Below are 22,598 nucleotides of genomic sequence, written 5' to 3'. Positions count from 1 at the left end.
GTCTCTCGACGACCACCTCCGACCGAGCTCGCCTGGCCGTTCTGCGCAATCCGTGTCCTAGCATCGAGGCGGGGGAGGCTGCCGTGGACGTGACGTCTTCTTTGCAGGGCATCACCGCCGCGGTAGCGCGCGTCGTGCGCGGCGCGCGTCCGGACGCCCCCGCCCCCGACATCGCTGATCTGCGGTTCCTCGCCGACATCGAGGCGGGCCCGGCGCCACGGGTGTGGGTGGATGCCAGTGCGCGCACGCTCGAGGCCATGCTGATCGCCCGCTCCCGCGTGGACCGGGTGGAATCGGGGGTGCGTCTGGTCGACGAGCACTTCGTCGACGGGCGCATGAGGGGGCCGGCGGTCCTCGATGCCACCGTCCGTTCGTCCCTGTACTCGGCCGTCGCCGAGGTCTATGCGGCGGCGGGATCACCGCGCCGGGCGGGCGAGTACGCCGCCGCGGCGATCGCCGACGCCGGCGACGCGGCCGCACTCTCCCGCGCCCACGCGGTGCGCAGCCTCGCCGCCGCGCTGAACGGCGAGTACGTGATCGCCGCCGAGAGCGTGACGGAGTGCCGTTCCCTCGCGTCTACCTCCGGGTGGGACGACCACCACGCGGACTACGACCTCCTCCTCGCGCAGATCCTCCTCGCCGCGGCCGCCCTCGACGCGGTGGCGCTGGACCGGATCGCCGAGGCGCTGCGTGCGGGCTCTCCCGCCGACCCGTTCTGGCAGTACTCCGCGCGCGCAGCCGAGGCGATGTGCGCCCTGATCCGTCGGGACTACGCCGAGGGGGTGGTGCGGGTGGCCACGCTCGCTGCCGGTACCGAGGCGCACAACAGTCACGCGATGGTGCGCGGCTTCGCCCAGGGCGTTTACGCCGATCTCCTCCTGGCCCGCGGAGAACCGCGTCGCGCCCTGGCCGTGCTCGAGGGGGCGCTGTCGTCGCCGGGGCACGCGCTGTGCTTCGACATGCAGCGTGGCGCGGCGCTGATCGCGCTCGGCCGGGAGCGTGAGGTGCTGGAGTCCACCGACGGCTGCATCCGGATGGGGGCGAACCACTGCGTGCGCACTCTCAGTCCGCTCCTGCTCCGCCGCGCCGTCGCGCACGCGCGCCTGGGCAATCACGCGGCCGCCGACGCCGCTTTCGCCGAGGGCTTCACCCTGGCGGAGAGCCTCGGGGGATCGCTCACGCCCTATCTCACGCTCCCCGAGGCGGAGGTGCACGAGCTCCTCGCCCGGCTGGCGGACCGTCGTCCCGCCTCCGCCCCGGCGGTGCACCGTGTGGCGGGAATGCTCGCCCTGGTGCCAATGCCCGAGCCCCGCCCGCCGATGCCGAACCTCAGTCCGCGGGAGGAGCGACTCGCCCTCCTCCTGCGCGGCCCCCGCACCCTGGCCCAGATCGCGGTCGACCTCGGTGTGTCACCCAACACCGTGAAGTCCCAGTTACGTTCGATCTACGCCAAGCTCGAGGTGACCGGTCGCGACGCGGCGGTGGCGGTGCTCGAAGCGCACGGCTTCTATATCTGAGCCGCGCGGGATCTCTCAGGACGAGGGTCGCGCGTGCGGTGTTGCCCGTGGCATCCGCTCGCTCGGAGGGATCGGGATCGGGGTCGTCCCGGCGATTTCGTCGCTGAAGTCTTCGGGCTCGGGGGAGACGGTGGTCAGCGGCCGTGTCTCGTCGAGCGTCAAGCGGAAACGCTTGGTCTCGTGGCGGTGCACGCGGCCGGAAGCCAGGGTCCAGGCCACCCCGATGCCGCACGCCACAAAGGCCATCACGGCGGCGAGGCCGATCGCGGCGCGCGGGCCGAATTCCCCGGCCACCCATCCCACGACCGGGGCGCCCACGGGCGTTCCGCCGAGCAGGATCGCCATGTACAGCGCCAGGACGCGCCCGCGGAGGGCCGGATCGGTCGTCGTCTGCACGTAGCCGTTGGCGGTGGTGAGCATGGTCACGACGCAGAAACCCGTGAGCACCAGGGTGGCGGCGTAGGCGGCGTAGCTGGGGGCCACGACCGAGAGGGCGGATGCCACGGCGAAGCCGCCCGCGCCCAGGATGACCAGGCGCATCCGGGCGCGTTCGCGACGCGCGGCGAGCAGTGCCCCGGCGAGCGAGCCGATGGCGACGAAGGAGCTGAGCAGGCCGAAGCCGTCGGCGCCGCGCCCGAACTCCAGCGCCATCGTCGACGCGAAGATCGGGAAGTTCATGCCGAAGGCGCCGAGGAGGAAGACCATCGAGAAGATCACGACGAGGTCGGGGCGCTTCGCCACGTAGCGGAAGCCGTCGGCCAGGCGCGCGGGACCGCCGCGGCGGTGGTGGACGACCAGCTCGTGCGGGCGCATGAGCAACAGGGCGGCGATCATCCCGAGGAACGTGACCGCATTGGTGAGGAACACCCAGCCGGTGCCGACGACGACGATCATGAGACCGGCCACCGCCGGGCCGATCAGCCGGGCGGTGTTGAACGAGGCGGCGTTGAGCGCGACCGCGTTGGAGGCATTCTCTTGCGCGACGAGGTCGGAGACGAAGGCCTGGCGCGCGGGGTTGTCGAACGCGGTGATCACGCCCAGGGCGAGGGCGAACCCGAACATCAGCGGCAGCGTCATGACGCCGGTGACGAGCAGCACGCCCAGGGTCACGGCCAGGGCGAGCATGGCCCCCTGCGTGCACATGATCAGCCGGCGGCGGTCGAAGCGGTCGGCCACCCAGCCCGTCACCCCCACGAGTAGGAGCGGCGGGGCGAATTGCAGGGCCATCGTCACGCCCATCGCCGCGGCGTCGTTGGGGGTCAGCTCGGTGAGCACCACCCAGTTCTGCGCGGTCGCCTGCATCCACGCGCCGATGTTCGACACGAGAGCGCCGATGAACCAGACCCGGTAGTTGTAGACCGAGAACGAGCGGAACATCGCACTCATCGCTCCGCCACCTTTCGCATGATCTCGGCTGCCGCGGCGAGGGTCTGCCGCTCGTCGTCGCTGAGCGCTCCCAGGGCCTCTTCGAGCCACGCATCGCGCCGGCGGACGGTCTCGTCGACCACGACCCGCCCGGCCTCGGTGAGGGCGATGGTCACCTTGCGGCGATCCTCGTCGTCGGGGGTGCGCGAGACGTAGCCGGCCTCTTCGAGCAGCGACACCGTGCGGTTCATCGAGGGGGCGGTGACCCGCTCGCGGTCGGCGAGCTGTCCGAGGGTGTGCTCGCCGTGCACCGTGAGCGCGGCGAGCACGGCGAACTGTCCGTCGCTCATGGTGTCGACCGCGCGCTGCGCGCGGAGGCGACGAGCGAGCCGGAACGTCGCCATCCGCAGGTCGGAGGCAGCGGTGTGCAGGGCGGCACGCGACTCGGAGTGGGGGGATTCGTCGACGCGTTCAGTCATGGCTCTCTTTAGTTAGCATAGCTCATTAGTTCGGCTAAGGGTTTCCGGTACGCGCGGCGGGGAGGGGCCTCCCTCGCGCCGCCCTAGACTCTGCCCATGCCCGAGTTCATCGACGCCTACGGCATCCCGATCGTGTACGACGTGTACGAGGCCGAGGCGCCGCGGGCCGTCGTGCAGCTGCTGCACGGGGTCGGTGAGCACGCGGGGCGCTACGCGGCCCTCATCGAGGTGCTCGTCGCCGACGGCTACACCGTCTACGCCGACGATCACCGCGGGCACGGCCGTACGGGCCTCCGGCAGTGGGGCGGCGACCGCACCAAGCTCGGACGCCTCGGACCCGGCGGGCTCGGCGCGGCACGGGACGCCGTGTGGACCCTCGCCCAGCTCATCCGTCAGGCCCATCCCGACCTGCCGCTCGTGCTCCTCGGGCACTCGTGGGGCTCGTTCCTCGCGCAGATGCTGCTGGACCGGCATCCGGATGCCATCGACGCGGTCGTCCTGAGCGGATCGGCGTTGCGCTGGCCCGGTGCGCTGAACTCCGGCGACCTCAACGCCCCGTGGAAGCACCTGCACGGCTCGGGCATGGAGTGGCTCTCGAGCGACGAGCAGGTCGGCCGCGATTTCGTCGCCGACCCGCTGACCACGACCACGCCGCTGCTGCGCCTGTTCGGACCCATCGAGACGGCGAAGATGCTCGGCCGACCCCGGCGCGACCTGGGCCACGACGTGCCCATGCTGCTCATGGTCGGGCGCGACGACACCGTCGGCGGCCCCCGGAGCGTTCATCGGCTCGCCGACGCCTACCGCTCCCGCTCGGGGCTCACCGACGTGACGACCCTGGTCTATCCCGGCGCGCGGCACGAGATCTTCGCCGAAGTGCAGCAGGCCGAGGTGCGCGCCGACCTGCTCGCGTGGCTCGACGCGCGGTTCCCCGCGCGCGGCTGAGGCGGGGGAGAGCCCGCGGCATCTCGGCGCGACCCGCCCGCCGTAGGCTGGGATCATGCACGGCGAGTACAAGGTTCCCGGGGGCAAGCTGGTCGTCGTCGACCTCGAGGAGCGTGACGGCCGGATCTCCGGGTTCCACCTCGCGGGCGACTTCTTCCTCGAGCCCGACGACGCCCTCGATGACATCGACGCGGCGGTGAACGGGCTGCCCGTCGAGGCCGACGTGCCCACGATCGCCGCGGCGATCCGCGCCGCGCTGCCCGAAGGCGCGCAGCTGCTGGGCTTCACCCCCGAATCGGTGGCGACCGCCATCCGGCGCGCGCTCGTGACCGCCCCCGGCTGGGGCGACTTCGAGTGGGAGGTCGTGCACGACGCCCCGGTCTCTCCGCGCATGAACCTCGCGCTCGACGAGGTGCTCACGACCCGTGTCGGCGCGGGCCTGCGTACGCCCACGCTGCGCCTGTGGGAGTGGAACGAGAACGCCGTCGTGATCGGCTCGTTCCAGTCGCTGCGCAACGAGGTCGACCCCGAGGGGGCGCAGAAGCATGGCTTCGACGTCGTGCGTCGCATCTCGGGCGGCGGCGCCATGCTCATGGCCGCGAACTCGATCGTGACCTACTCGCTGTACGTGCCCGCGTCGCTCGTGGCGGGCATGACGTTCGCGGATTCGTACGCGTTCCTCGACGACTGGGTGCTCGAGGCGCTGCGCTCGCTCGGCATCGACGCGGTGTATCAGCCGCTCAACGACATCGCGGGGCCCCACGGCAAGATCGGCGGGGCCGCGCAGAAGCGTCTCGCCAACGGCGGGGTGCTCCACCACGCCACCCTCAGCTACGACATGGACGGCCAGGTGCTCACCGAGGTGCTGCGCATCGGGCGCGAGAAGCTCAGCGACAAGGGCACCGTCTCGGCCGCGAAGCGCGTCGACCCGCTGCGCAGTCAGACGGGTCTTGCCCGGGATGCCGTCATCCAGCGGTTCATCGACACGTTCACGACCCGTTACGGGGCGACCACCGGGCATATCACCGAAGAGGAATATGCCGAGGCTGAGGCTCTCGTCGCCGCCAAGTTCGCCACTGACGCGTGGCTGCAGCGCGTTCCGTGAGCGGCGAGACCCTGGCGGGCGTGTGGGATCACGGCTCCGTCGAGATCCACCACGCCGACAACCTCGCCGTGACCCCTTCCCTCCCCGACGGCTCCTTCACCCTGGTGTACCTCGACCCGCCGTTCAACACCGGTCGCACGCGGTCCAAGGCGGTCGAATCGGCACGGTGGACGCCGCCGGTCGACGAGACCCCGGATGCCGAGGAGCCGGTGATCGTGGCATCCGAACCGCCCTCCGACCCGGGGATGCTCGTCTTTCCCGACGAGGAGGAACCGGCTCCGGCGCCGGTCGTACAGCGCGGATTCCACGGTCGCGAGTACGCGCGGCTGCGGGGCGACCTGCGCACCTACGACGACCGGTTCGACGACTACTGGGCGTTCCTCGAGCCCCGGCTCGTCGAGGCCTGGCGGCTGTTGGCCGACGATGGAACCCTCTACCTGCACCTCGACTACCGCGAGGTGCACTACGCCAAGGTCATGTGCGACGCGCTGTTCGGGCGGGAGCGCTTCCTCAACGAGCTCATCTGGGCGTACGACTACGGCGCGAAGACCCGGCGCCGCTGGCCGACGAAGCACGAAACGATCCTGGTGTACGTGAAGAATCCGTCGCGGTACTTCTTCGATTCCGAGGCGGTCGACCGCGAGCCGTATATGGCGCCGAGCCTCGTGACCGCCGAGAAGGCCGCGCGGGGCAAGCTCCCCACCGACGTGTGGTGGCACACCATCGTGCCGACGACGGGGCGCGAGAAGACGGGATACCCGACGCAGAAGCCCGAGGGAGTGCTGCGACGCATCGTGCAGGCGTCGAGCCGCCCCGGCGATCGCGTGCTCGACATGTTCGCCGGCAGTGGCACGCTCGGTGCGGTCGCGGCTCCCCTCGGGCGTCACGCGGTGCTGATCGACGACAACGCCGACGCCGTCGCCGTCATGCGCAAGCGGCTGCCCGACGCGGCCGTGCGCGGCTGATCGGGGCTCGGTGCGTCGCCGATCCCGGCAAAGTTAGGGTGACCTTATGACCCATGAATTCGACCCCGAGACGCGCCGAGCCGTGCTGGCGCACATGAATGCCGATCACCGCGACGACAATCTGTTGATCGCGCGCGCCTTCGGCGAGGACCCGGAGATCGCGACGGCCGAGATGACGGGGTTCGACGGCGACGGCGGCGACTGGGTGGTCCGTCGCGGTGGTGAGTCGTCTGCGTTGCGCGTCGCCTGGCCCGGCGGGGCGATCGCGGACCGCCCGGAGGTGCGCCGCGAGATCGTCGCCCTCTACGACGAGGCGTGCCGGCGCCTGGGGGTCACTCCCCGACCGCACTGATCGCAGAAAAAAGAACTTAGGGTGACCTAACCTTCTGCGTATGATGGCCTCATGAGCGACGTCGTCTCCTTCTCTGCCGCCCTCCGCGAGCGCTCCCGCAGCGCCCACTCCGCGAGTGAGCACGCCGGCTTCATGGCCGACCTCATGAGCGGTGCCGGCACGCGCGACGACTACGTCGCCCTCGTCGTCCAGCACTGGTTCATCTACGCCGCTCTCGAGGAGGCGACGGCCCGGATGCGGGTCGACCCCGTGGCATCCCTGTTCCTCAGCGACAAGCTCACGCGCCTGCCCGCCATCGAGGCCGATCTCGCGTTCCTTCTCGGTCCCGACTGGCGCACGGTCGTCTCGCCGCTGCCCACGACCCAGGCCTACGTCGCGCGCATCCGCCGGGTCGCGGCGACCTGGCCCGGCGGCTTCGTCGCCCATCACTACACGCGCTACCTCGGCGACCTCTCGGGCGGGCAGTTCATCGGTCGTCTCATGCAGCGGCGGTTCGGCTTCGACACCAACGGCATCGGCTTCTACCTCTTCGGCGACATCGCCGACCCGGAGGAGTTCAAGAACGTCTATCGCGAGAAGCTCGACGCCGCTCCGTGGAGCGAGGACGAGAAGGCGCGCGTCATCGACGAGGTGCCCGTGGCCTATCGCTTCAACACCGAGCTGTTCGAAGACCTCGCCCGCGCGAAGGCGGCTCAGACCGCCTGAGCCGCGGGTCGCGCCCCGCGGCGGCGCACGAGCAGCACGACGGCGAGGACGCTCGCGGTGACGAGCAGGAGGAGGCCGTACAGGCTCCAGGGCACCGCCGCGATGGAGAAGTCGGTGACCACCGGTGCCCTGGCTCCCGCGCCGAGGCCGACGCCCTCGGGGGCGACGGTGACCTGGCCGCTCAGCCAGCCGAGCGAGAAGGCCGGCACCTCGCGGGTGATCTCGACCGTCGAGCCGGTCACGACCTCGGGGAGCTGCGTCGGCGCGGTCGCCGTGGCGAAGAGTCCGGTGGTGGCGATGGTCTCGAGGCCCGTGAGCCGGGTATTGCCGGTGTTCTCGAGTCGGTACTGCACCGTCAGGCGGCCGGATTCGAACGGGTTCCACGAGCCGTCGTAGCGCGCGGTCACGCCCGTCACCGCGGCCGAGGGGGCGAGTGCTCCGGCGACCCGGAGATTGATCCGCGTCCCCAGACGGCGGTCGACCGACAGGGCGCTCGAGGCATCCGTGCTCGTCAGCGACGTCACGATCCCCGCGGAGTGGTCGCCCGGGCGGGCGTCGGCGGGCACGGTGACGGTGAACGGGACGTCGGCGGTCTGGCCCGGCGCCAGCTCCAGCGAGGTCTGTGCGACCGAGACCCACGTCCCCGCGCCGGTCGAGGCCGCGCCGGTGACGAGCACGTCGATCTCACCGCTCGGGGCGGTGAACGCGTCGGCCGCGTACACGGTGAGGGGGAGGGGCTCGGTGCCGGTGTTGACGACGATCATGGTGTCCGACACCGTCTCGCCCGGGTCGACCTCGTACGCGAAGTTGGCGCGGCCGGTGCCATTGCCGTTGTCGGCGGTCTGCACGCTCCACGCGATCCCGCCGGCGTCGGCGAGGGCCGCCGGGGGCGACGCGGCGAGGCCGAGGGCGAGCGCCCCGATGAGGGCGAGGAGGCGGAGGCGCGGCTGAGCGGTCACGGGCGGCTTTCGGGTCGCAAGTCGGACGGGGCCCCGGCGGACGCCGGGGCCCCGGGTGGGGTGGTTACTGCAGGGCGGTGATGGTGAGCTTGCTCGCGTAGTCACCGGCGGGGGTGGTTCCCGGAATGACGAGCGAGAGGTCGGCGCCCACCGTGGCGCTCGCGGCCGCGGTCGACGACGCCAGGACGCGCGACGAGCCGAGGCCGGTGCCGCCGAGGCGCGTCGAGGTGACCTCGGTGCCTCCGGTGACGCTCGACCCCGCCGAGACCACCTCGGGCTTCCAGCCGAGGAGGCCTCCCGAGAACGACTCGCCCGTCGACGAGGTGAAGTCGCCGACCTGCCCCGAGATGCTCCACGTGTACGGCGCGGTGCCGCCGGCGCGGGTGTCGGTGACGACCACGGGGGTGAGGGAACCGGATGCCACGAAGTTCGCGCCGTCCTGCACGGCGGTGCCGAGGTTGGCGGGCGAGGTCCCCTCGAACGCCCACCCGAACGAGCCGGTCGGGGGGTCGACCCAGGCGGGCACGTCGACGATCACGTCGGACGCGGAGGCGAAGGAGATCGGGGTGAACGTCTCGAAGGGGGTGTAGACCGCCCCGCTCGCGGTGTACGTGGCGATGCCGAAGGTGCCGGCGGCGAGGTTCTGCGCTTCGGTGGTCGTCAGCGCCAGATCGACCGAGAAACTGCCGTCGGGCTTCAGCTCGATCGCGCCACTGGGGGCACCCCCGATGGTCGACATGCTCTCCGCCGGTACGGCCCACTTCTGGGCGATCACCGACCGCGCCGAGGACGGAGCGCCGGCCGACGGCTTCCAGACGTCGGCGAACTTGCCGAACACCACGTAGGCGCCGCTGAATTTTCCGGCCAGCGGCGGGCGGGCGCCGTTGGTGGCGGTCCCCGAGGGCAGGAACCCGCTACCGGTCACGGTGACAGTCTCACCCTGCGCGAGGCCGCTGGTCTTGGACACGGTGACGGCGGGTCCGGCCGTGGTCGCCGCCGTGTAGGCGATCGACAGGGGGCTCGCGGGCTTCCGCGCGTCGGCCGCACCTCCGGAGGAGTACCAGTACGGGCCCTGCCCCGTCTTGATCTGGAAGTCCACGAAGGACTGCGGGAACGCGCCGGAGGTGGCTCCGCCGGTGACCTGGGCCACGGAACCCTCGGGCACGGTCACCGTGCGTCCGAGGTACTCCGGGGTCACGGTGAACCCGGTGGGGGTCACGTCGACACCGGTCAGGGTCGCGACGACGACATCGGTCTCGGGGGTGAGGCTCTCGAACCTGTCGGGGTCGTCCATCGAGGTGCCGTACCCGCCGAGCGTCGCCGTCACGGTGCCGGTGCCGTCGGCGGCGACCGTCAGCTTCGGATCGGTGATCCACGACCGCGTCATGCCCGAGTAGAACGCCGATGTGAACGAACCCGTCCACTGGATGACGGCCGTATTGGCGTCGACGTCGACCGTCCCGGTTCCGCCGACGATCTCGGCGATGTGGCCCGAGTTCAGCCCGTTGCCGGTGGTGAGGGTCGTGCCCGCGGCATCCGTGCGCAATCCCGCGAAGGTCGCGGCGGCGTAGCTGCCGTCGGACTGACGCTTGAGGATCGAGGTGTTGCCGTCGGTCTGCTTCCAGTTCGCCTGGGTGACGCGGTCCGCCGACGACGCGGCCGTGACGATGCCGGCCGAGAGCAGGTTGACGGTCCCCGGGGCGAAGGACGCGGCGTTCGCCTCGGCGTTGATGCCCCAGCGGAAGACGGCCCCGTCGATCGTGGATGCCGCCGCCTGGGCGGGGGCGGCGACGAGTGCGCCGCCCAGCGCGAGCGCCGCGGTGGTCAGCGCCGCGGCGGCGACGAGCCCCGGTCGGGGGCGGCGTCTGGATGTGGAGTCCACGTTCATTCCTTTCTCCGCCCTCGGAGGCCTCCGACGGCGTGCGTCGGCCGCACCCGATGTCGGGCGCAGGAGGGCAGGTTAGGCTTACCTAAGCATGAAGGGCCAACCTCTGGCAATGTTAAGGATAGGCTTGCCTAACTCGGAGCTTCGCATGACTCATCGATCGGTGCGCGGTCTCACCGCGTTCGCTCTGGCCGTGACCGTCGCCCTGACCTCGGCCTCGTGCGCGGCCGTCGGCTCGGCACACGGCGGGGCCGGAGCGGCCACGCCGCCGCTCGCCGACGTGACCCCCGTGGCCGACCCGCTGACGTGGGAGGGGCCGTCCACCGCCGTCGCGGCATCCACACCCCTCGATCCCGTGACCGACGGCGTCCCGGCGTTGCCCGCCACGGTGACCGATGCGCAGGGCACGGTCGTCACGGTCGCCGACACATCGCGCATCCTGACACTCGACATCTACGGCTCGCTCTCGCGCATCGTGTTCGAGCTGGGCCTGGGCGACGCGGTCGTCGCCCGCGACGTCTCGACCGCGTTCCCCGAGGCGGAGCACCTCCCCGTCGTCACCGAGAACGGACACGACCTCAACGCCGAGGCGATCCTCGACGCCGCGCCCACCGTCATCCTCACCGACACGAGCCTCGGTCCGTGGGACACCATCCTGCAGATGAGGGATGCCGGGATCCCGGTCGTCGTGGTCGACTCCCACCGCTCGCTGGACTCTGTCGCCTCTCTCGTGCAGCAGGTGGGGGAGGCGCTCGGCGTGCCGGAGCGCGCCGCCGCGCTCGCTGCCCGCAGCACCGCGGCCGTGGAGGCCCAGATCGCCCAGATCGCCGCGATCGCCCCGGCCGACCCGGCGCAGAAACTGCGGATGATGTTCCTGTACGTGCGCGGGCAGTCCGGCGTGTACTACCTGTTCGGGGAGGAATCCGGGGCCGACAGTCTGATCGAGGCCCTGGGCGGCATCGACGTCGCGGGGGAGATCGGGTGGACCGGCATGCGGCCGATCACCGACGAAGCGCTCGTCGACGCCAACCCGGATCTGCTGATCATGATGACGAAAGGCCTCGAGTCGGTCGGAGGGGTCGACGGGCTCGTCGAGCATCTCCCCGCCGTCGCCCAGACCGACGCGGGGCGCCACCGCCGGATCGTGGACATGTCGGACACGACCGTGCTGAGCTTCGGTCCCGCCTCGGCCGAGGTGCTCGACGCGCTCGCCGTCGCGGTGTACGCCCCCGGGGCCACGGGGTGAGCGCGACCGTCACCGAGCGGCGGCCGGTGCGGGTCTCGTCGCCGACACCGCGCGCGGGGCGTCGCGCGCCCGCGGTGTTCATCGCCCTCGCGGTGTCTCTCGTGGCGCTCGTGATCGTGTCGGCCGGGAGTGGTCAGCTCGCGATCCCACCCGACCAGGTCGTCGGGGCGTTCGCGCGCGCGTGGAACGACGGTGTGCGCGCGATCGGCTTCGGCGTGCTCTCCGTCCCTCCCGGCGCGGCCGTGGAGCATGTCAACGGCGAGGCGACGCTGTGGCTCATCCGGATGCCCCGTCTGCTCATGGCCGTGCTCGTCGGCGCGACGCTGGCGACCGCGGGTGTCGTCATGCAGGGCGTCTTCCGGAACCCCCTGGCCGAGCCCGGCGTGATCGGCATCTCCTCGGGCGCGGCGGTGGGCGCATCGGCATCCATCGTCTTCGGGCTCGGGTTTCTCGGTCCCCTCACCCTTCCCGTCCTGGCCTTCGTCGGCGGGCTCGTCGCGACCGTGATCGTGTACGCGTCGGCGCGCGCCGACGGACGCACCGAGGTCGTGACCCTGGTGCTGACCGGCATCGCCGTCAACGCCGTCGGGGGCGCGGCGATCGCCCTGTTCACCTACCTCGGGTCGACGCAGCAGCGTGAGCAGATCGTGTTCTGGCAGTTGGGGTCGCTCAACGGCACCCGCTGGGGCGATCTCGCGATCGTCGCGCCGCTCGCGGTCGTCGGCATCACGGTGTGCCTGTTCCTGTCGGGACCCCTCGATCTGCTGTCGCTGGGTGAGCGCCAGGCGGAGCACCTCGGCGTCCGGGTCGAGCGGCTCCGGGTGGTCGCCATCGTCGTCATCGCGGCGCTGACGTGCGCGGCCGTGGCGTTCTGCGGGATCATCGGCTTCGTCGGCCTGGTCGTCCCCCACCTCATGCGGATGCTGCTCGGCCCCGGTCATCGCCTTCTCCTTCCCGCCAGTGCGCTCGGCGGTGCCGTGCTGCTCGTGGCCGGCGATCTCGTGGCGCGCACCGCGGTGCCGGGATCGGAACTGCCGATCGGGATGCTGACCGCGCTCATCGGCGGTCCCTTCTTCTTCTGGCTGTTGCGGCGCACGCGGCGTCGATCGGGGGGATGGGGATGACGGCTGTGCTGCGCGCCCGGGGGATCTCGGTCGACGTGGGCGGGCGGCGCGTGCTCGACGGCGTCGACCTCGATCTGTTCGCCGGGGAGATGCTCGTGCTGGTCGGTCCCAACGGCGCCGGCAAATCGACGCTGCTGTCGGTGCTGGCCGGCGACCGTGTCCCCGCGGCGGGGTCTGTCGAGCTCGACGGCGCGGTCCTGGAGTCGTGGCCCGTCGCCGAACGCGCGCGACGCCGGTCGGTGCTCACGCAGAGCAACGAGGTGTCGTTCCCCTTCCTCGTCCGCGACGTCGTTCGGATGGGGCGGGCACCGTGGCGGCGGCATCCGTCCGCATCGCGCGACGATGCCGCCGTGGCCGACGCGATGACGGCCGGTGAAGTGATCGCGTTCGCCGAGCGACCCGTCACCGGGCTGTCGGGCGGGGAGCGCGCTCGCGCGGCCTTCGCCCGCTCGTACGCGCAGGAATGCCCGATCGCGTTGCTCGACGAGCCCACCGCGAGCCTCGACATTCGTCACCAGCACCGCGTACTCGCCCGCACCCGCGACCGGGTGAACGCCGGGGGAGCCGCGATCGTCGTGCTGCACGACCTGGGCCTGGCCGCCGCCTACGCCGACCGGATCGCGCTCCTCGAAGACGGGCGCGTGGCAGCGGTCGGTCCGCCGCGGGATGTGCTCGAGCGCGAGCTGCTCACGCGGGTCTACCGGCATCCGATCGACGTCGTCGACGGACCCCGCGGAACCCTGCTCGTCCTCGCCGACGCCTCGCCCGTCCCGTCCGCCGACCCCGGAGAACAGCTCGCATGACCCCCCGGCCCCGCCTCTTTCTTGCCACCGTGACCGCCCTGGGGATCACGCTCGCCGGTGCTGTCGTCGCCACGCCCGCCTGGGCCGCGGGGACGGTGTCGGTCGCCGGTCCCGACGGCACGGCGACCGCCGCCGAGGACCACGCCACCGATGTCACGGTGTCGGGGTCGGGGTTCCAATCGATCCCCCACGGGTTCGGCGGCGTCTACGTGCTCTTCGGCTGGGTCGACGACCCCGCGGGCGGATCGTGGCGCCCGAGCGCGGGTGGTGTGGTGGGCGAGGACTACCGCTACGTGCCCGACGCCGAGGCGGCCGACAACAACGGGTACCAGCGCTTCCTGGCCTTTCCCGGCAGCCAGACCGAGAGCTCGGCGAACGGCACGGTCGGCGCTGACGGGGCGTGGTCGGTCGGGATGGTGATCCCCGGCGCGGTATTCGAGAGTCAGGACCGCGACGGTCGCGTCACCTCCGTCGACTGCCGGCGCGTCACGTGCGGCATCATCACGATCGGCGCCCACGGCGTGAAGAATTCCACCAACGAGACGTTCACGCCGATCTCGTTCGCCGCCGTCGAGCCGGCGGCCGAGGGCGCGCCCGGGGTCGCGCCCGAGGTCGCACCCGCGATCCCCGGCGCGGTGCGCGTCGGCGTCGAGTCGGGCACGGTGGCGGCCGGGTCGTCCATCGTCTTCACGGGCCAGGGCTTCACCCCCGGGGAGCAGGTGGTGGCGGCGCTCGACGGCGGCCTGACGGCGGTGGGGCCCCTGACCGCGGGCGCGCAGGGCGAGGTCGCCGCGGCGCTGCCGGTGCCCCGCGACATCCGCAACGGCACCCACCTGATCACGCTGCGTGGCGCCGGTTCGGGCGGCGTCGCCGAGGCCGAGGTGAGCGTCACCGGCGGCACCGCCGAGGTCGTCGCCACCGCTCCGGCGGTCCCGGCCTGGTCGCTCGTGCTGCTCCTGGCCTGCATCGCGGTGTCGGCGGTGCTCGTGATCGCCAGTGTCGTTGCGGCGCTCGTGCGGGCCCGCGCCCGGCGGCGGGCGCGTCGCGCGGCCCGGGTGGCCTCGCCCCCGGGCGTCCCCGCCGAGGCATCTGCCGCCGAAGCATCCGCCGCCGAGGCATCCCCCGCGGAGGCATCCCCCGCCGCGGCATCCCCCGTGGCTGCCGCGCCCGCCGCGGCATCCCCCGCCGCAGCCTCTCCCGCCGGAGCGGCACGATGAGGCCGGGGGCGCTGCTGCGCGCGGGCCTCGCCGTCGCTCTGGCGCTCGTCGCCGCGGGTGGCGCGTCGCCCGCGACCGCGGTGGGGCCGGACGACGTCATCGTCACGGTTCCGGGGCCGGGCGGAACCTCCGGCGCAGACGGCACGATCACGAACGCGCAGCTCCGCTGGGGGCTCAACGCCGAGTCGGGCGGCGGGGCGTTCGCCGGCGGATGCAACTTCTTGAGCGCCGGGCGCGCGGGCGACGCCGGAGGATCCCGGGTGTGGACCCGCGACGACGGCCTGTACCGCGTCGAGGACGGCCGCGTGCGGATCGAGAAGCCCACCGCCGCGGGCGGGTGGACCCCGGCCTCGTGGGAGTCGAAGTGCCTCGACCCGAGCGGATCCGCCGTGTCGGTGGCATCCCCCACCCGGACGACGGGCAACCAGGTCGTCATCGACGGGGGAACCGGTCAGCGTCGCGACGGCCAGATCGACATCCGCTGGTCGGGGTCGTTCACCGTGGCCTTCTACGGCGGCATGACGTACTGGAGCGTGACCGACCCGCGGTTGACCCTCGACGCGACGGGCGCGGGGCGCCTGGTCGGCACGGCGAGCGGATACGGCGCGTCGATGGACGATGTGACGACGTGGACCCCGATCGCCCCGCGCGAGGTCGTCCTCGCCGAGATCCGCTCGGCCGATTCGTCCGCCGACGGCGGTTTCTCGGTCACGCCCGAGTATCTCGGGGTCGCGACGACAGGCGCCGGCCAGGTCGCCCGTTCCGGCGCCAACGCGGCCTTCTGGGGGTCGTTCCCGCAGTCGTTCGTGGACTTTCACCGCCTCACGGGTCAGCAGGGGTACTGGCTCACGACCGGGGGCATTCGGGATGCCGCGAAGCCGGCGACCCCGATCACGGTGAGCTTCGACGCCACCGCGCCCATCGCCGCCCCGGCGCCGAGCGGGGCGAGCGGGGGCGCGCCCGCCGGGGCGCCGAACACTCCCCTGCGGCGCGCACCGGCCGCCGTGGATCCCGCGATGCCCGCGCGCGCGTTCTTCGCCGCGAACACCCCGCTCACGACGCAGCCCGCCGCCCCCGGGCTGGTTCCGTCCGCCGGGGGCGGTCTCCCGCCGGTGGTGCCGCCGTTGCTCGGTTCGGCCGCGGCCCTGAGCGTCGCGATCGTCGCCGTGCTCAGCATGATGCGGGTTCTTCCCTGGCAGCGTCGGTCCGTTCGCTAGCCCGCGCGGGTGGCGGTCGCTTCCGTGCCCGGCGCGGCGTGTCCCGGCTGGACCCGCCCGGCCCGCGGCCCGCGCCCCTAGGGTGAAACCCATGGAATTCGGCATCTTCGTCCCGCAGGGTTGGCGTTTCGATCTGGTGGGCATCGAGCCCGCCGAGCAGTGGCGTGTGATGAACTCACTCGCGCAGAGCGCCGACGAGGGGCCCTGGGCCTCGATCTGGGTCTACGACCACTTCCACACCACGCCGGTCCCCAGCGCCGAGGCCACGCACGAAGCATGGACCCTCATGGCCGCGTTCGCCGCCGTCACCGACCGCGTGCGTCTGGGCCAGATGTGCACGTGCATGGGCTACCGCAACCCGGCGTACCTGGCGAAGGTCGCCGCGACCGTCGACCTCATCTCGGGCGGGCGCGCCGAGATGGGCATCGGCGGCGGCTGGTACGAGCACGAGTGGCGCGCGTACGGCTACGGCTTCCCGCCGATCGCCGAGCGCCTCGGGCGCCTGCGCGAGGGCGTCGAGATCATGCACCAGGCGTGGACGACCGGGTCGGCCACGCTCGCCGGAAAGTACTACGACGTCGACGGTGCGATCGTGCAGCCCCAGCCGCTGCAGGCCGGCGGGGTTCCGCTGTGGATCGCCGGCGGCGGCGAGAAGGTGACGCTCAAGATCGCGGCGCAGTACGCGTCGTACACGAACTTCGGCGGCTCGCTCGAGGAGTTCGACCACAAGTCCGAGGTGCTGCGCGGGCACTGCGAGACCCTCGGCCGCGACTTCGGTGAGATCACCCGCTCGACGAACTTCAACACGATCGTCGCGGCGACCGAGTCCGAGGCCGACGACCGCCTGGCCGCCGTCGTCGCTCGGCTTCGGCCCCACGTCGGCGACGAGCAGGCGGATGCCATCGAGGCCGACTACCGCTCCTCCGACACGTTCGGCACCCCCGAGCAGATCGTCGAGCGTCTGCGCGAGCGCGCCGCTCACGGCCTCGGCTACGCCATCCAATACTTCCCCGAAGCCGCGTACGACACCTCGGGCATCACGCTGTTCGAGCGCGAGGTGGTTCCCGCTCTCCGCGCGTGAGGTGCCAGGTTTTGTCGCCTGCGCGGGCTCGCCGGCGACAAAACGTGGCGACTCACGCGAGCGGGGCGACGTCGGCGTAGGCGTACGGGACGACGGGCGGGGTGGATGCCGGGGCTCCGAACACGCGAGCGCGGCGGGCCCTGGCATCCCAGGTCGGCCAGCCCGGGTCGCCGTCTCGGACGAAGGCGACCGCCGCCGCATGCATCTCGGCGGCGAGGTTCGTCGGCGGCGCGTCGCCGGCGATCGCGGCGACCCCGTCGACGGGAGCCTGGGCGAACGGGATGCCGAGGAACACCGCCGTGCCATCGCGCGCGACCCCGCGCACCGCCCCGCGTGACGTGGTGACGAGGGGAGCGGCATCCATCCCCTCATCCTGCCCTTCTGTGCGCGTGAGTCGCCAAGATCTGTCGCTTCACTCGATCGCCAGGCGACAAATCCTGGCGACTCGCGCGCTCGGCCTGCCGCCTCAGGCGTCGCGGCGGGCGCCCTGCGACGGCGTCACCGTGAAGACGTTCGGGGCGCGGAATCCGGATGCCGCGAACGCGGCGTGCACGGCCTCGGTCGCCGCCGGCACCAGCTCGGTGGGGATCAGGGCGATCGCCGCTCCGCCGAAGCCGCCGCCCGTCATGCGCGCGCCGAGGGCGCCGGAGGACAGGGCCGTGTCGACGGCGAGGTCGAGTTCGGGCACCGAGATCTCGAAGTCGTCGCGCATCGAGGCGTGCGACGCGGTCAGCAGGTCGCCGATCGCGCGCGGGCCGTCGGCGTCGAGGGCGGCGACGGTGTTGAGCACGCGCTGGTTCTCGGTCACGATGTGCCGCACGCGGCGGAAGGTCACGTCGTCGAGGATCTCGGCGGCGCGGGGCAGGTCGTCGACGGTGAGGTCGCGGAGCGCGGGCACGCCGAACGCGGCGGCGCCCTGCTCGCACGAGGCGCGGCGTTCGCGGTAGCCGCCCGAAGAGTGCGCGTGCTCGACGAGGGTATCCACGACGAGGATCGCGAGCCCCGTCTCGGCGAAGCCGAGCGCGACCGGGCGGGTCTCGAGCGTGCGGCAGTCCAGGAACGTGGCCGCGTCGGCCACGCCGAGCATGGATGCCATCTGGTCCATGATCCCGGTGGGTGCGCCCACGGCATCGTTCTCGGCGGTCCGGCCCACGCGGGCCAGCGCGACCTTGTCGAGGCCCGCGCCCCAGACGTCGTTGAGGGCGGAGGCCACGGCCCCCTCGATCGCGGCCGACGACGAGAGCCCGGCCCCCACCGGCACCTCTGATGCCAGGGCGATGTCGACGCCCCGGGGCTCGGCATCCGGAGCAGCCCGACGCAGCGCCCACGCCACCCCCAGCGGGTACCCCGCCCAGTCGAGGCCACCGGCGGCGATGCGGGCGTCGAGGTCGGCGAGCGGCACCTCGACGGCCTCGTCGGCAAAGGTCGAGCGCACGCGGATCACGTCGTCGGAGCGGACGGCCACCGCGGCGGCGGTGCGCTGGGCGATCGCGAAGGGCAGCACGAACCCCTCGTTGTAGTCGGTGTGCTCGCCGATGAGATTGGCGCGGCCCGGAGCCGACCACACCCCCGCGGGGGTGGCATCCGTCAGGGTGGTGAGCAAGGTGCGGGCGTCGTCGACGGCGGTCATGCCGTCACCTCCGGAACGGTGTCGAGGGCGGCGCGCAGGCGCTCGGCCTGGGCCTCGGGGGTCACATCGCCGATCCAGGCGCCCATGGCGGCCTCGGATCCGGCGAGGTACTTCAGCTTGTCGGCAGCGCGGCGGGGCGAGGTGATCTGCAGGTTCAGGCGCACGGCGTCGCGCGCCCGTCCGACCGGGGCCTGGTGCCACGCGGCGATGTAGGGCGTGGGGGTGTCGTACAGCGCGTCGATGCCGCGGAGAAGCCGCAGGTAGAACGGGGCGAGCTCGTCGCGCTCGGCCTCCGTCGTCTCGGCGAGGTCGGCGACGTGCCGGTGGGGGAGCACGTGCACCTCGATCGGCCAGCGCGCGGCGAACGGCACGAACGCCGTCCAGTGCTCACCGCGCAGCACGACCCGCTCGCCCGCGCTCTCGAACTCGAGGATGCGCTGGAAGAGGTCGGGTGAGGTGCGCGCGACCGTGTCGAGCAGGCGGTGGGTGCGCGGGGTGACGTAGGGGTAGGCGTAGATCTGCCCGTGCGGGTGGGGGAGGGTGACGCCGATCTCCTGCCCGCGGTTCTCGAACGGGAACACCTGACGGATGCCGGGAAGAGCCGACAGCGCGGCCGTGCGGTCGGCCCACGCCTCGATGACGGTGCGCGCGCGGGTGCGCGAGAGGCTGCCGAACGAACCCTCGTGCTCGGGGCTGAAGCACACGACCTCGCAGCGCCCCACCGAGGTGCGGGTGCGCCCGAGACCGGGGAACTCCAGGTCGTCGTCACCGCGCGGCGGGTCGATCGCGGCGGGGGCGTCACCGGTGGCCGTGTCGAGCGCGGGGCCGAACGACGGCGACTTGTTCTCGAACACCGCGACGTCGTAGCGCGACGGGATCTCCGACGGGTTGGTCGGCGTCTGCGGAGCCAGCGGGTCGAGGTGCGCCGGGGGGAGGAACGCGCGGTTCTGACGATTGGATGCCACGGTGATCCAGTCACCCGTGAGCACGTCCTGTCGCATCGTCGCGGTGGCGGGGCGCGGGTCGAGCGCGCGCGCATCGACGGAGCGCTCGGAACCCAGCGTCGTGCCGGGATCGTCGAAGTAGATGAGCTCGCGGCCGTCGGCGAGGCGCGTGGGGCGCTTGACGACTCCGGCGCCGAGCGTCACTGCGGGAGGGCTGTCCGTGTTCACGATAACACGCTACAGATCGGGCGTGATATCGTCAACATGGAGGGGGTGGCATGCGCGTATCGATGGCCGATGTGGCCGCAGCGGCGGGGGTTTCCGCTCAGACCGTCTCGCGCGTCGCCAACGGCAGCGCGCGCGTGGATCCTGCCACCCGTGCCCGCGTCGAGAAGGCGATGGGCGACCTCGGCTACCGGATGCACCGCGCGGCGCGAGCGCTGCGCACGGGGCAGACCTCCACGATCGGACTGGTCGTGTCGACCCTGGCATCCGTCGGCAACTCCCGCATGCTGCAGGCCATCTCCGAGGCGGCCGCGGCGCGCGATTACGCCCTCGCCGTCGTGACGGTGGGGGAGCGGGGGGTCCGCGACGCCTTCGCGCGGCTGCGCTCGCAGGGGGTCGACGGTGCGGTCGTGCTCAACGAGGCGACCGAACTCGTCCGTGACACCGACCCGCCGGGCGACCTGCACCTCGTCGTCGTCGATTCGCCGCCCGACGAGCGGTTCTCGATCGTGCATACAGACCACGCCGGCGGCGCCCGCGTCGCCACGGCGCATCTGCTCTCCCTCGGCCACGCGAGCGTGCATCACGTCGCCGGGCCCGTCCGGTCTTTCGCTGCGGCCGAGCGCGAGCGGGGGTGGCGCGACGCCCTCGCCGCCGCCGGGGTGTCGGCGCCCGATCCCGTCCGCGGCGACTGGACCTCGGCATCCGGTCATGCCGCCGCCCTCACGCTGTCGGGGGCGACCGCGGTCTTCGTCGCGAACGATCAGATGGCCCTCGGCGCGCTGCGGGCGTTCGCCGACGCCGGTCGCCGCGTGCCCGACGACGTCGCGGTGGTCGGCTTCGACGACATCGTGGATGCCGCCGAGTACCGGCCCCCGCTCACCACGGTGCGCCAGGACTTCGACGCGCTCGGCGCTCGCGCGGTCGCGGCGCTGATCGACGCGATCGAGGGCGGTGCGCCCGTCGCCGAGGCGGTGCCGGCAGCGTTGGTGATCCGCGACAGCGCGCGCTGATCGCGGCGTCCGGGGCGCGTTCCGTGCGGTGGGGCGGTCATCGAGCACCCCACCGCACGAATCCCGCCCCGAACTGCGCCGACGCGCCTACTCCTCGAGCGGCCCCAGCGCCGGCGCGGCGACGAAGCGGGCCACGGCCTCGAGCGCCTGCTCGAGTTCGAGCACCACGATCTCGTTGTTGCCCGCGCGCGTGGCGGGCCCGGGCACGTACAGCGTTCGCTGCGGCACGTTCCGCCAGTACCGGCCGAGGAAGAAGCCGTTCACGAACGCGAAGCCCTTGCCCCAGGCCGCGGTGTCGAGGAACAGGTCGGCGGGGGCGTCGAGGTCGAAGGTGCCGCGCAGCAGCGCCCGCCCGACGGATCCCGAGCCCGACCCCGAGCCCGAGCCCGACGCCGCGGCGAGGTCGACCGGCGTCGCGGTCCAGCCGGTGAGCGGTGCGCCGTCGAGCGTCGCCCCACCGATGAGCCCCTTGGCCTCGCCGAGACGGTCGGCGTAGTTCACGCGGCCCTGGTCTTCGACGAGCACGGTGAGCCGTGACCCCGCGGGGATCGCGAGCGCCCGCTCGTGCAGGCTGCGTGACAGGCGGCCGACGAACGCGCCGTCGACGTGCACCCACGCCAGGTCGCGCACCTCGCCGAACGCGAGCACGGCGCGGTCGCCGCCCCCGGCGGGCAGGTCGACGTCGTAGCGCACGAGCGCGCCGAGGTGGCCGAGCTCCTCGAAGGTGGCGGGCGCCTCGGTCGAAGAACCGGTGGATGCCGGCATCCACTCGCCCTCACCCGAGAGCGGCACTTCGAACGCGGGGGCGTCCGGACGCGGGACCGGTACGTCGGCGGGCACCGGCGCGTACGTGGCGATGACGTCGCGGAACGCGTGGAACTTCGCCGTCGGGTAGCCCGACTCGTCGATCGGGGCGTCGTAGTCGTAGGACGTGACGATGGGGTCGTACCGGCCCTTGTCGTTCGCGCCGTTCGTGGTGCCGAAGTTCGTGCCGCCGTGCACCATGTAGATGTTCACCGACGCCCCCGCCGCGAGCAGCACGTCGAGGTCGTGGGCCGAGGCCGCCGGGTCGGTGGTGTGGTGGATGCTGCCCCACCAGTCGAACCAGCCGTCCCAGAACTCCGAGCACATGAGCGGCCCGGTCGGCTGGTGCTCGCGGAGGGTCGCCAGGCGCTCGGCCGAGCGGGAGCCGAACGAGCCGGTCAGGTGCAGGTCGGGAAGGCTGCCGTTCTCGAGCATCCACGGCATCGGCTGGTCGACGGTCGTCAGCGGCACGGTGATGCCCGCGTCGCGCGTCACGCGCGCGAGTTCGCGCAGGTAGTCCTTGTCGGAGCCGTAGGCGCCGTACTCGTTCTCGATCTGCACCAGCACGACGTTGCCGCCCCGGTCGATCTGGCGGGGTGCGACGATCTCGTAGACCCGCTCGAGATAGGCCGTCACGGCCGCCAGGTACTGCGGCTCGGATCGGCGCAGGCCGATCCCGGGCATCGAGGTGAGCCACACCGGCAGCCCGCCGTTGTGCCACTCGGCGCAGATGTAGGGGCCGGGGCGCACGATCGCGTGGAGGCCCTCGGCGGCGACGAGGTCGAGGAAGCGTCCGAGGTCGTTCCAGCCCGTGGCATTCCACTGCCCCTGCACCGGCTCGTGGGCGTTCCACGCGACGTAGGTCTCGATGGTGTTCAGGCCCATGGCCTTGGCCGTGCGAATGCGGTCGGCCCAGTGCTCGGGGTGAATGCGGAAGTAGTGCAGTGTGCCGGAGATGACCTGGAAGGGCTCGCCGTCCAGCAGAAAGTCGGTCTCGCCGATGGTGAAGGTGGTCAC

General features: G+C 72.4%; 21 protein-coding genes. 13 read left to right on the top strand and 8 right to left on the bottom strand.

What is annotated here, in order from left to right; translation table 11 throughout:
* Positions 1–89 precede the first annotated feature (89 nt).
* Positions 90–1,517, top strand: coding sequence for a helix-turn-helix transcriptional regulator (locus ACU6WY_RS13115; RefSeq protein WP_483820080.1), 1,428 nt, complete (start codon positions 90–92; stop codon positions 1,515–1,517).
* 15 nt (positions 1,518–1,532) lie between these two features.
* Here the strand turns inward: ACU6WY_RS13115 and ACU6WY_RS13110 are convergent, their stop codons facing one another.
* Together ACU6WY_RS13110 and ACU6WY_RS13105 are read right to left on the bottom strand one after the other, a co-directional pair.
* Positions 1,533–2,903, bottom strand: coding sequence for an MFS transporter (locus ACU6WY_RS13110; RefSeq protein WP_483820079.1), 1,371 nt, complete (start codon positions 2,901–2,903; stop codon positions 1,533–1,535).
* The gene (locus tag ACU6WY_RS13105; protein ID WP_483820078.1) at positions 2,900–3,361 is read right to left on the bottom strand and encodes a MarR family winged helix-turn-helix transcriptional regulator; all 462 of its coding nucleotides are present in this window, start codon (positions 3,359–3,361) and stop codon (positions 2,900–2,902) included. The genes ACU6WY_RS13110 and ACU6WY_RS13105 overlap by 4 nt, the downstream gene beginning before the upstream one ends.
* Before the next feature lie 96 nt (positions 3,362–3,457).
* On the opposite strand from ACU6WY_RS13105, the gene ACU6WY_RS13100 reads away from it, so the two are divergent.
* The 5 genes from ACU6WY_RS13100 to ACU6WY_RS13080 are packed head-to-tail and all read left to right on the top strand — an operon-like array spanning position 3,458 to position 7,433.
* On the top strand, positions 3,458–4,306 hold the full coding sequence (locus tag ACU6WY_RS13100) for an alpha/beta fold hydrolase (protein ID WP_483820077.1): 849 nt from the start codon (positions 3,458–3,460) through the stop codon (positions 4,304–4,306).
* A gap of 55 nt (positions 4,307–4,361) precedes the next feature.
* Positions 4,362–5,411: a lipoate-protein ligase LplAB gene (lplAB, locus tag ACU6WY_RS13095; RefSeq protein ID WP_483820076.1), complete on the top strand. Its 1,050-nt coding sequence runs from the start codon at positions 4,362–4,364 to the stop codon at positions 5,409–5,411.
* Positions 5,408–6,376 carry a DNA-methyltransferase gene (locus tag ACU6WY_RS13090; RefSeq protein ID WP_483820075.1) on the top strand — a complete coding sequence of 323 codons (969 nt, stop codon included), beginning with the start codon at positions 5,408–5,410 and terminating at the stop codon, positions 6,374–6,376. The genes lplAB and ACU6WY_RS13090 overlap by 4 nt, the downstream gene beginning before the upstream one ends.
* Positions 6,377–6,422: 46 nt before the next feature.
* Entirely contained in the window at positions 6,423–6,728 is a 306-nt protein-coding gene (locus tag ACU6WY_RS13085) for a DUF2470 domain-containing protein (protein ID WP_483820074.1), read from the top strand.
* A 51-nt stretch (positions 6,729–6,779) separates the two neighbouring features.
* Positions 6,780–7,433: a biliverdin-producing heme oxygenase gene (locus ACU6WY_RS13080; RefSeq protein ID WP_483820073.1), complete on the top strand. Its 654-nt coding sequence runs from the start codon at positions 6,780–6,782 to the stop codon at positions 7,431–7,433.
* Here ACU6WY_RS13080 and ACU6WY_RS13075 read toward each other — a convergent pair.
* Together ACU6WY_RS13075 and ACU6WY_RS13070 are read right to left on the bottom strand one after the other, a co-directional pair.
* Complete coding sequence (locus ACU6WY_RS13075; protein ID WP_483820072.1) at positions 7,421–8,392, bottom strand: WxL protein peptidoglycan domain-containing protein; 972 nt, start codon at positions 8,390–8,392, stop codon at positions 7,421–7,423. The two genes, ACU6WY_RS13080 and ACU6WY_RS13075, sit on opposite strands and share 13 nt — an antisense overlap.
* A 64-nt stretch (positions 8,393–8,456) precedes the next feature.
* Complete coding sequence (locus tag ACU6WY_RS13070; protein ID WP_483820071.1) at positions 8,457–10,274, bottom strand: hypothetical protein; 1,818 nt, start codon at positions 10,272–10,274, stop codon at positions 8,457–8,459.
* Positions 10,275–10,425: 151 nt separating this feature from the next.
* Here ACU6WY_RS13070 and ACU6WY_RS13065 point away from each other — a divergent pair, with 151 nt between their 5' ends.
* From ACU6WY_RS13065 to ACU6WY_RS13040, 6 genes are all read left to right on the top strand, one after another.
* Positions 10,426–11,523 carry a heme/hemin ABC transporter substrate-binding protein gene (locus ACU6WY_RS13065; RefSeq protein WP_483820070.1) on the top strand — a complete coding sequence of 366 codons (1,098 nt, stop codon included), beginning with the start codon at positions 10,426–10,428 and terminating at the stop codon, positions 11,521–11,523.
* Positions 11,520–12,647: a FecCD family ABC transporter permease gene (locus tag ACU6WY_RS13060; protein ID WP_483820069.1), complete on the top strand. Its 1,128-nt coding sequence runs from the start codon at positions 11,520–11,522 to the stop codon at positions 12,645–12,647. Before ACU6WY_RS13065 ends, ACU6WY_RS13060 begins: the two co-directional genes overlap by 4 nt.
* Positions 12,644–13,450 carry a heme ABC transporter ATP-binding protein gene (locus tag ACU6WY_RS13055; RefSeq protein WP_483820068.1) on the top strand — a complete coding sequence of 269 codons (807 nt, stop codon included), beginning with the start codon at positions 12,644–12,646 and terminating at the stop codon, positions 13,448–13,450. Before ACU6WY_RS13060 ends, ACU6WY_RS13055 begins: the two co-directional genes overlap by 4 nt.
* Complete coding sequence (locus tag ACU6WY_RS13050; protein WP_483820067.1) at positions 13,447–14,667, top strand: hypothetical protein; 1,221 nt, start codon at positions 13,447–13,449, stop codon at positions 14,665–14,667. Before ACU6WY_RS13055 ends, ACU6WY_RS13050 begins: the two co-directional genes overlap by 4 nt.
* Positions 14,664–15,884 carry a hypothetical protein gene (locus ACU6WY_RS13045; protein WP_483820066.1) on the top strand — a complete coding sequence of 407 codons (1,221 nt, stop codon included), beginning with the start codon at positions 14,664–14,666 and terminating at the stop codon, positions 15,882–15,884. The genes ACU6WY_RS13050 and ACU6WY_RS13045 overlap by 4 nt, the downstream gene beginning before the upstream one ends.
* Positions 15,885–15,975: 91 nt before the next feature.
* On the top strand, positions 15,976–16,965 hold the full coding sequence (locus ACU6WY_RS13040) for an LLM class F420-dependent oxidoreductase (protein ID WP_483820065.1): 990 nt from the start codon (positions 15,976–15,978) through the stop codon (positions 16,963–16,965).
* Between the two features lie 52 nt (positions 16,966–17,017).
* On the opposite strand, the gene ACU6WY_RS13035 is transcribed toward ACU6WY_RS13040, so the two are convergent.
* The 3 genes from ACU6WY_RS13035 to galT all read right to left on the bottom strand — a co-directional run bounded on the left by ACU6WY_RS13035 (position 17,018) and on the right by galT (position 19,767).
* The gene (locus ACU6WY_RS13035) at positions 17,018–17,329 is read right to left on the bottom strand and encodes a hypothetical protein (RefSeq protein ID WP_483820064.1); all 312 of its coding nucleotides are present in this window, start codon (positions 17,327–17,329) and stop codon (positions 17,018–17,020) included.
* Between the two features lie 102 nt (positions 17,330–17,431).
* Entirely contained in the window at positions 17,432–18,595 is a 1,164-nt protein-coding gene (gene galK / locus ACU6WY_RS13030) for a galactokinase (protein WP_483820063.1), read from the bottom strand.
* On the bottom strand, positions 18,592–19,767 hold the full coding sequence (gene galT / locus ACU6WY_RS13025) for a galactose-1-phosphate uridylyltransferase (protein WP_483820062.1): 1,176 nt from the start codon (positions 19,765–19,767) through the stop codon (positions 18,592–18,594). Before galT ends, galK begins: the two co-directional genes overlap by 4 nt.
* Before the next feature lie 50 nt (positions 19,768–19,817).
* Here galT and ACU6WY_RS13020 point away from each other — a divergent pair, with 50 nt between their 5' ends.
* Complete coding sequence (locus tag ACU6WY_RS13020) at positions 19,818–20,777, top strand: LacI family DNA-binding transcriptional regulator (protein WP_483820061.1); 960 nt, start codon at positions 19,818–19,820, stop codon at positions 20,775–20,777.
* Between the two features lie 87 nt (positions 20,778–20,864).
* Here the strand turns inward: ACU6WY_RS13020 and ACU6WY_RS13015 are convergent, their stop codons facing one another.
* Complete coding sequence (locus ACU6WY_RS13015) at positions 20,865–22,598, bottom strand: glycoside hydrolase family 35 protein (RefSeq protein WP_483820060.1); 1,734 nt, start codon at positions 22,596–22,598, stop codon at positions 20,865–20,867.

Source organism: Microbacterium sp. ZW3a (assembly GCF_057167165.1).
This window is presented reverse-complemented; position numbering and strand designations above follow the sequence as displayed.

Excerpts from the sequence above, each read along its gene's own strand:
- ACU6WY_RS13045 (WP_483820066.1), top strand. The coding sequence starts at position 14,664 with ATGAGGCCGGGGGCGCTGCTGCGCGCGGGCCTCGCCGTCGCTCTGGCG.
- ACU6WY_RS13110 (WP_483820079.1), bottom strand. The coding sequence starts at position 2,903 with ATGAGTGCGATGTTCCGCTCGTTCTCGGTCTACAACTACCGGGTCTGG.
- ACU6WY_RS13020 (WP_483820061.1), top strand. The coding sequence starts at position 19,818 with ATGCGCGTATCGATGGCCGATGTGGCCGCAGCGGCGGGGGTTTCCGCT.
- ACU6WY_RS13035 (WP_483820064.1), bottom strand. The coding sequence starts at position 17,329 with ATGGATGCCGCTCCCCTCGTCACCACGTCACGCGGGGCGGTGCGCGGG.
- ACU6WY_RS13100 (WP_483820077.1), top strand. The coding sequence starts at position 3,458 with ATGCCCGAGTTCATCGACGCCTACGGCATCCCGATCGTGTACGACGTG.
- ACU6WY_RS13050 (WP_483820067.1), top strand. The coding sequence starts at position 13,447 with ATGACCCCCCGGCCCCGCCTCTTTCTTGCCACCGTGACCGCCCTGGGG.
- ACU6WY_RS13085 (WP_483820074.1), top strand. The coding sequence starts at position 6,423 with ATGACCCATGAATTCGACCCCGAGACGCGCCGAGCCGTGCTGGCGCAC.
- ACU6WY_RS13065 (WP_483820070.1), top strand. The coding sequence starts at position 10,426 with ATGACTCATCGATCGGTGCGCGGTCTCACCGCGTTCGCTCTGGCCGTG.
- ACU6WY_RS13040 (WP_483820065.1), top strand. The coding sequence starts at position 15,976 with ATGGAATTCGGCATCTTCGTCCCGCAGGGTTGGCGTTTCGATCTGGTG.
- ACU6WY_RS13105 (WP_483820078.1), bottom strand. The coding sequence starts at position 3,361 with ATGACTGAACGCGTCGACGAATCCCCCCACTCCGAGTCGCGTGCCGCC.
- galK (WP_483820063.1), bottom strand. The coding sequence starts at position 18,595 with ATGACCGCCGTCGACGACGCCCGCACCTTGCTCACCACCCTGACGGAT.
- ACU6WY_RS13080 (WP_483820073.1), top strand. The coding sequence starts at position 6,780 with ATGAGCGACGTCGTCTCCTTCTCTGCCGCCCTCCGCGAGCGCTCCCGC.
- ACU6WY_RS13055 (WP_483820068.1), top strand. The coding sequence starts at position 12,644 with ATGACGGCTGTGCTGCGCGCCCGGGGGATCTCGGTCGACGTGGGCGGG.
- lplAB (WP_483820076.1), top strand. The coding sequence starts at position 4,362 with ATGCACGGCGAGTACAAGGTTCCCGGGGGCAAGCTGGTCGTCGTCGAC.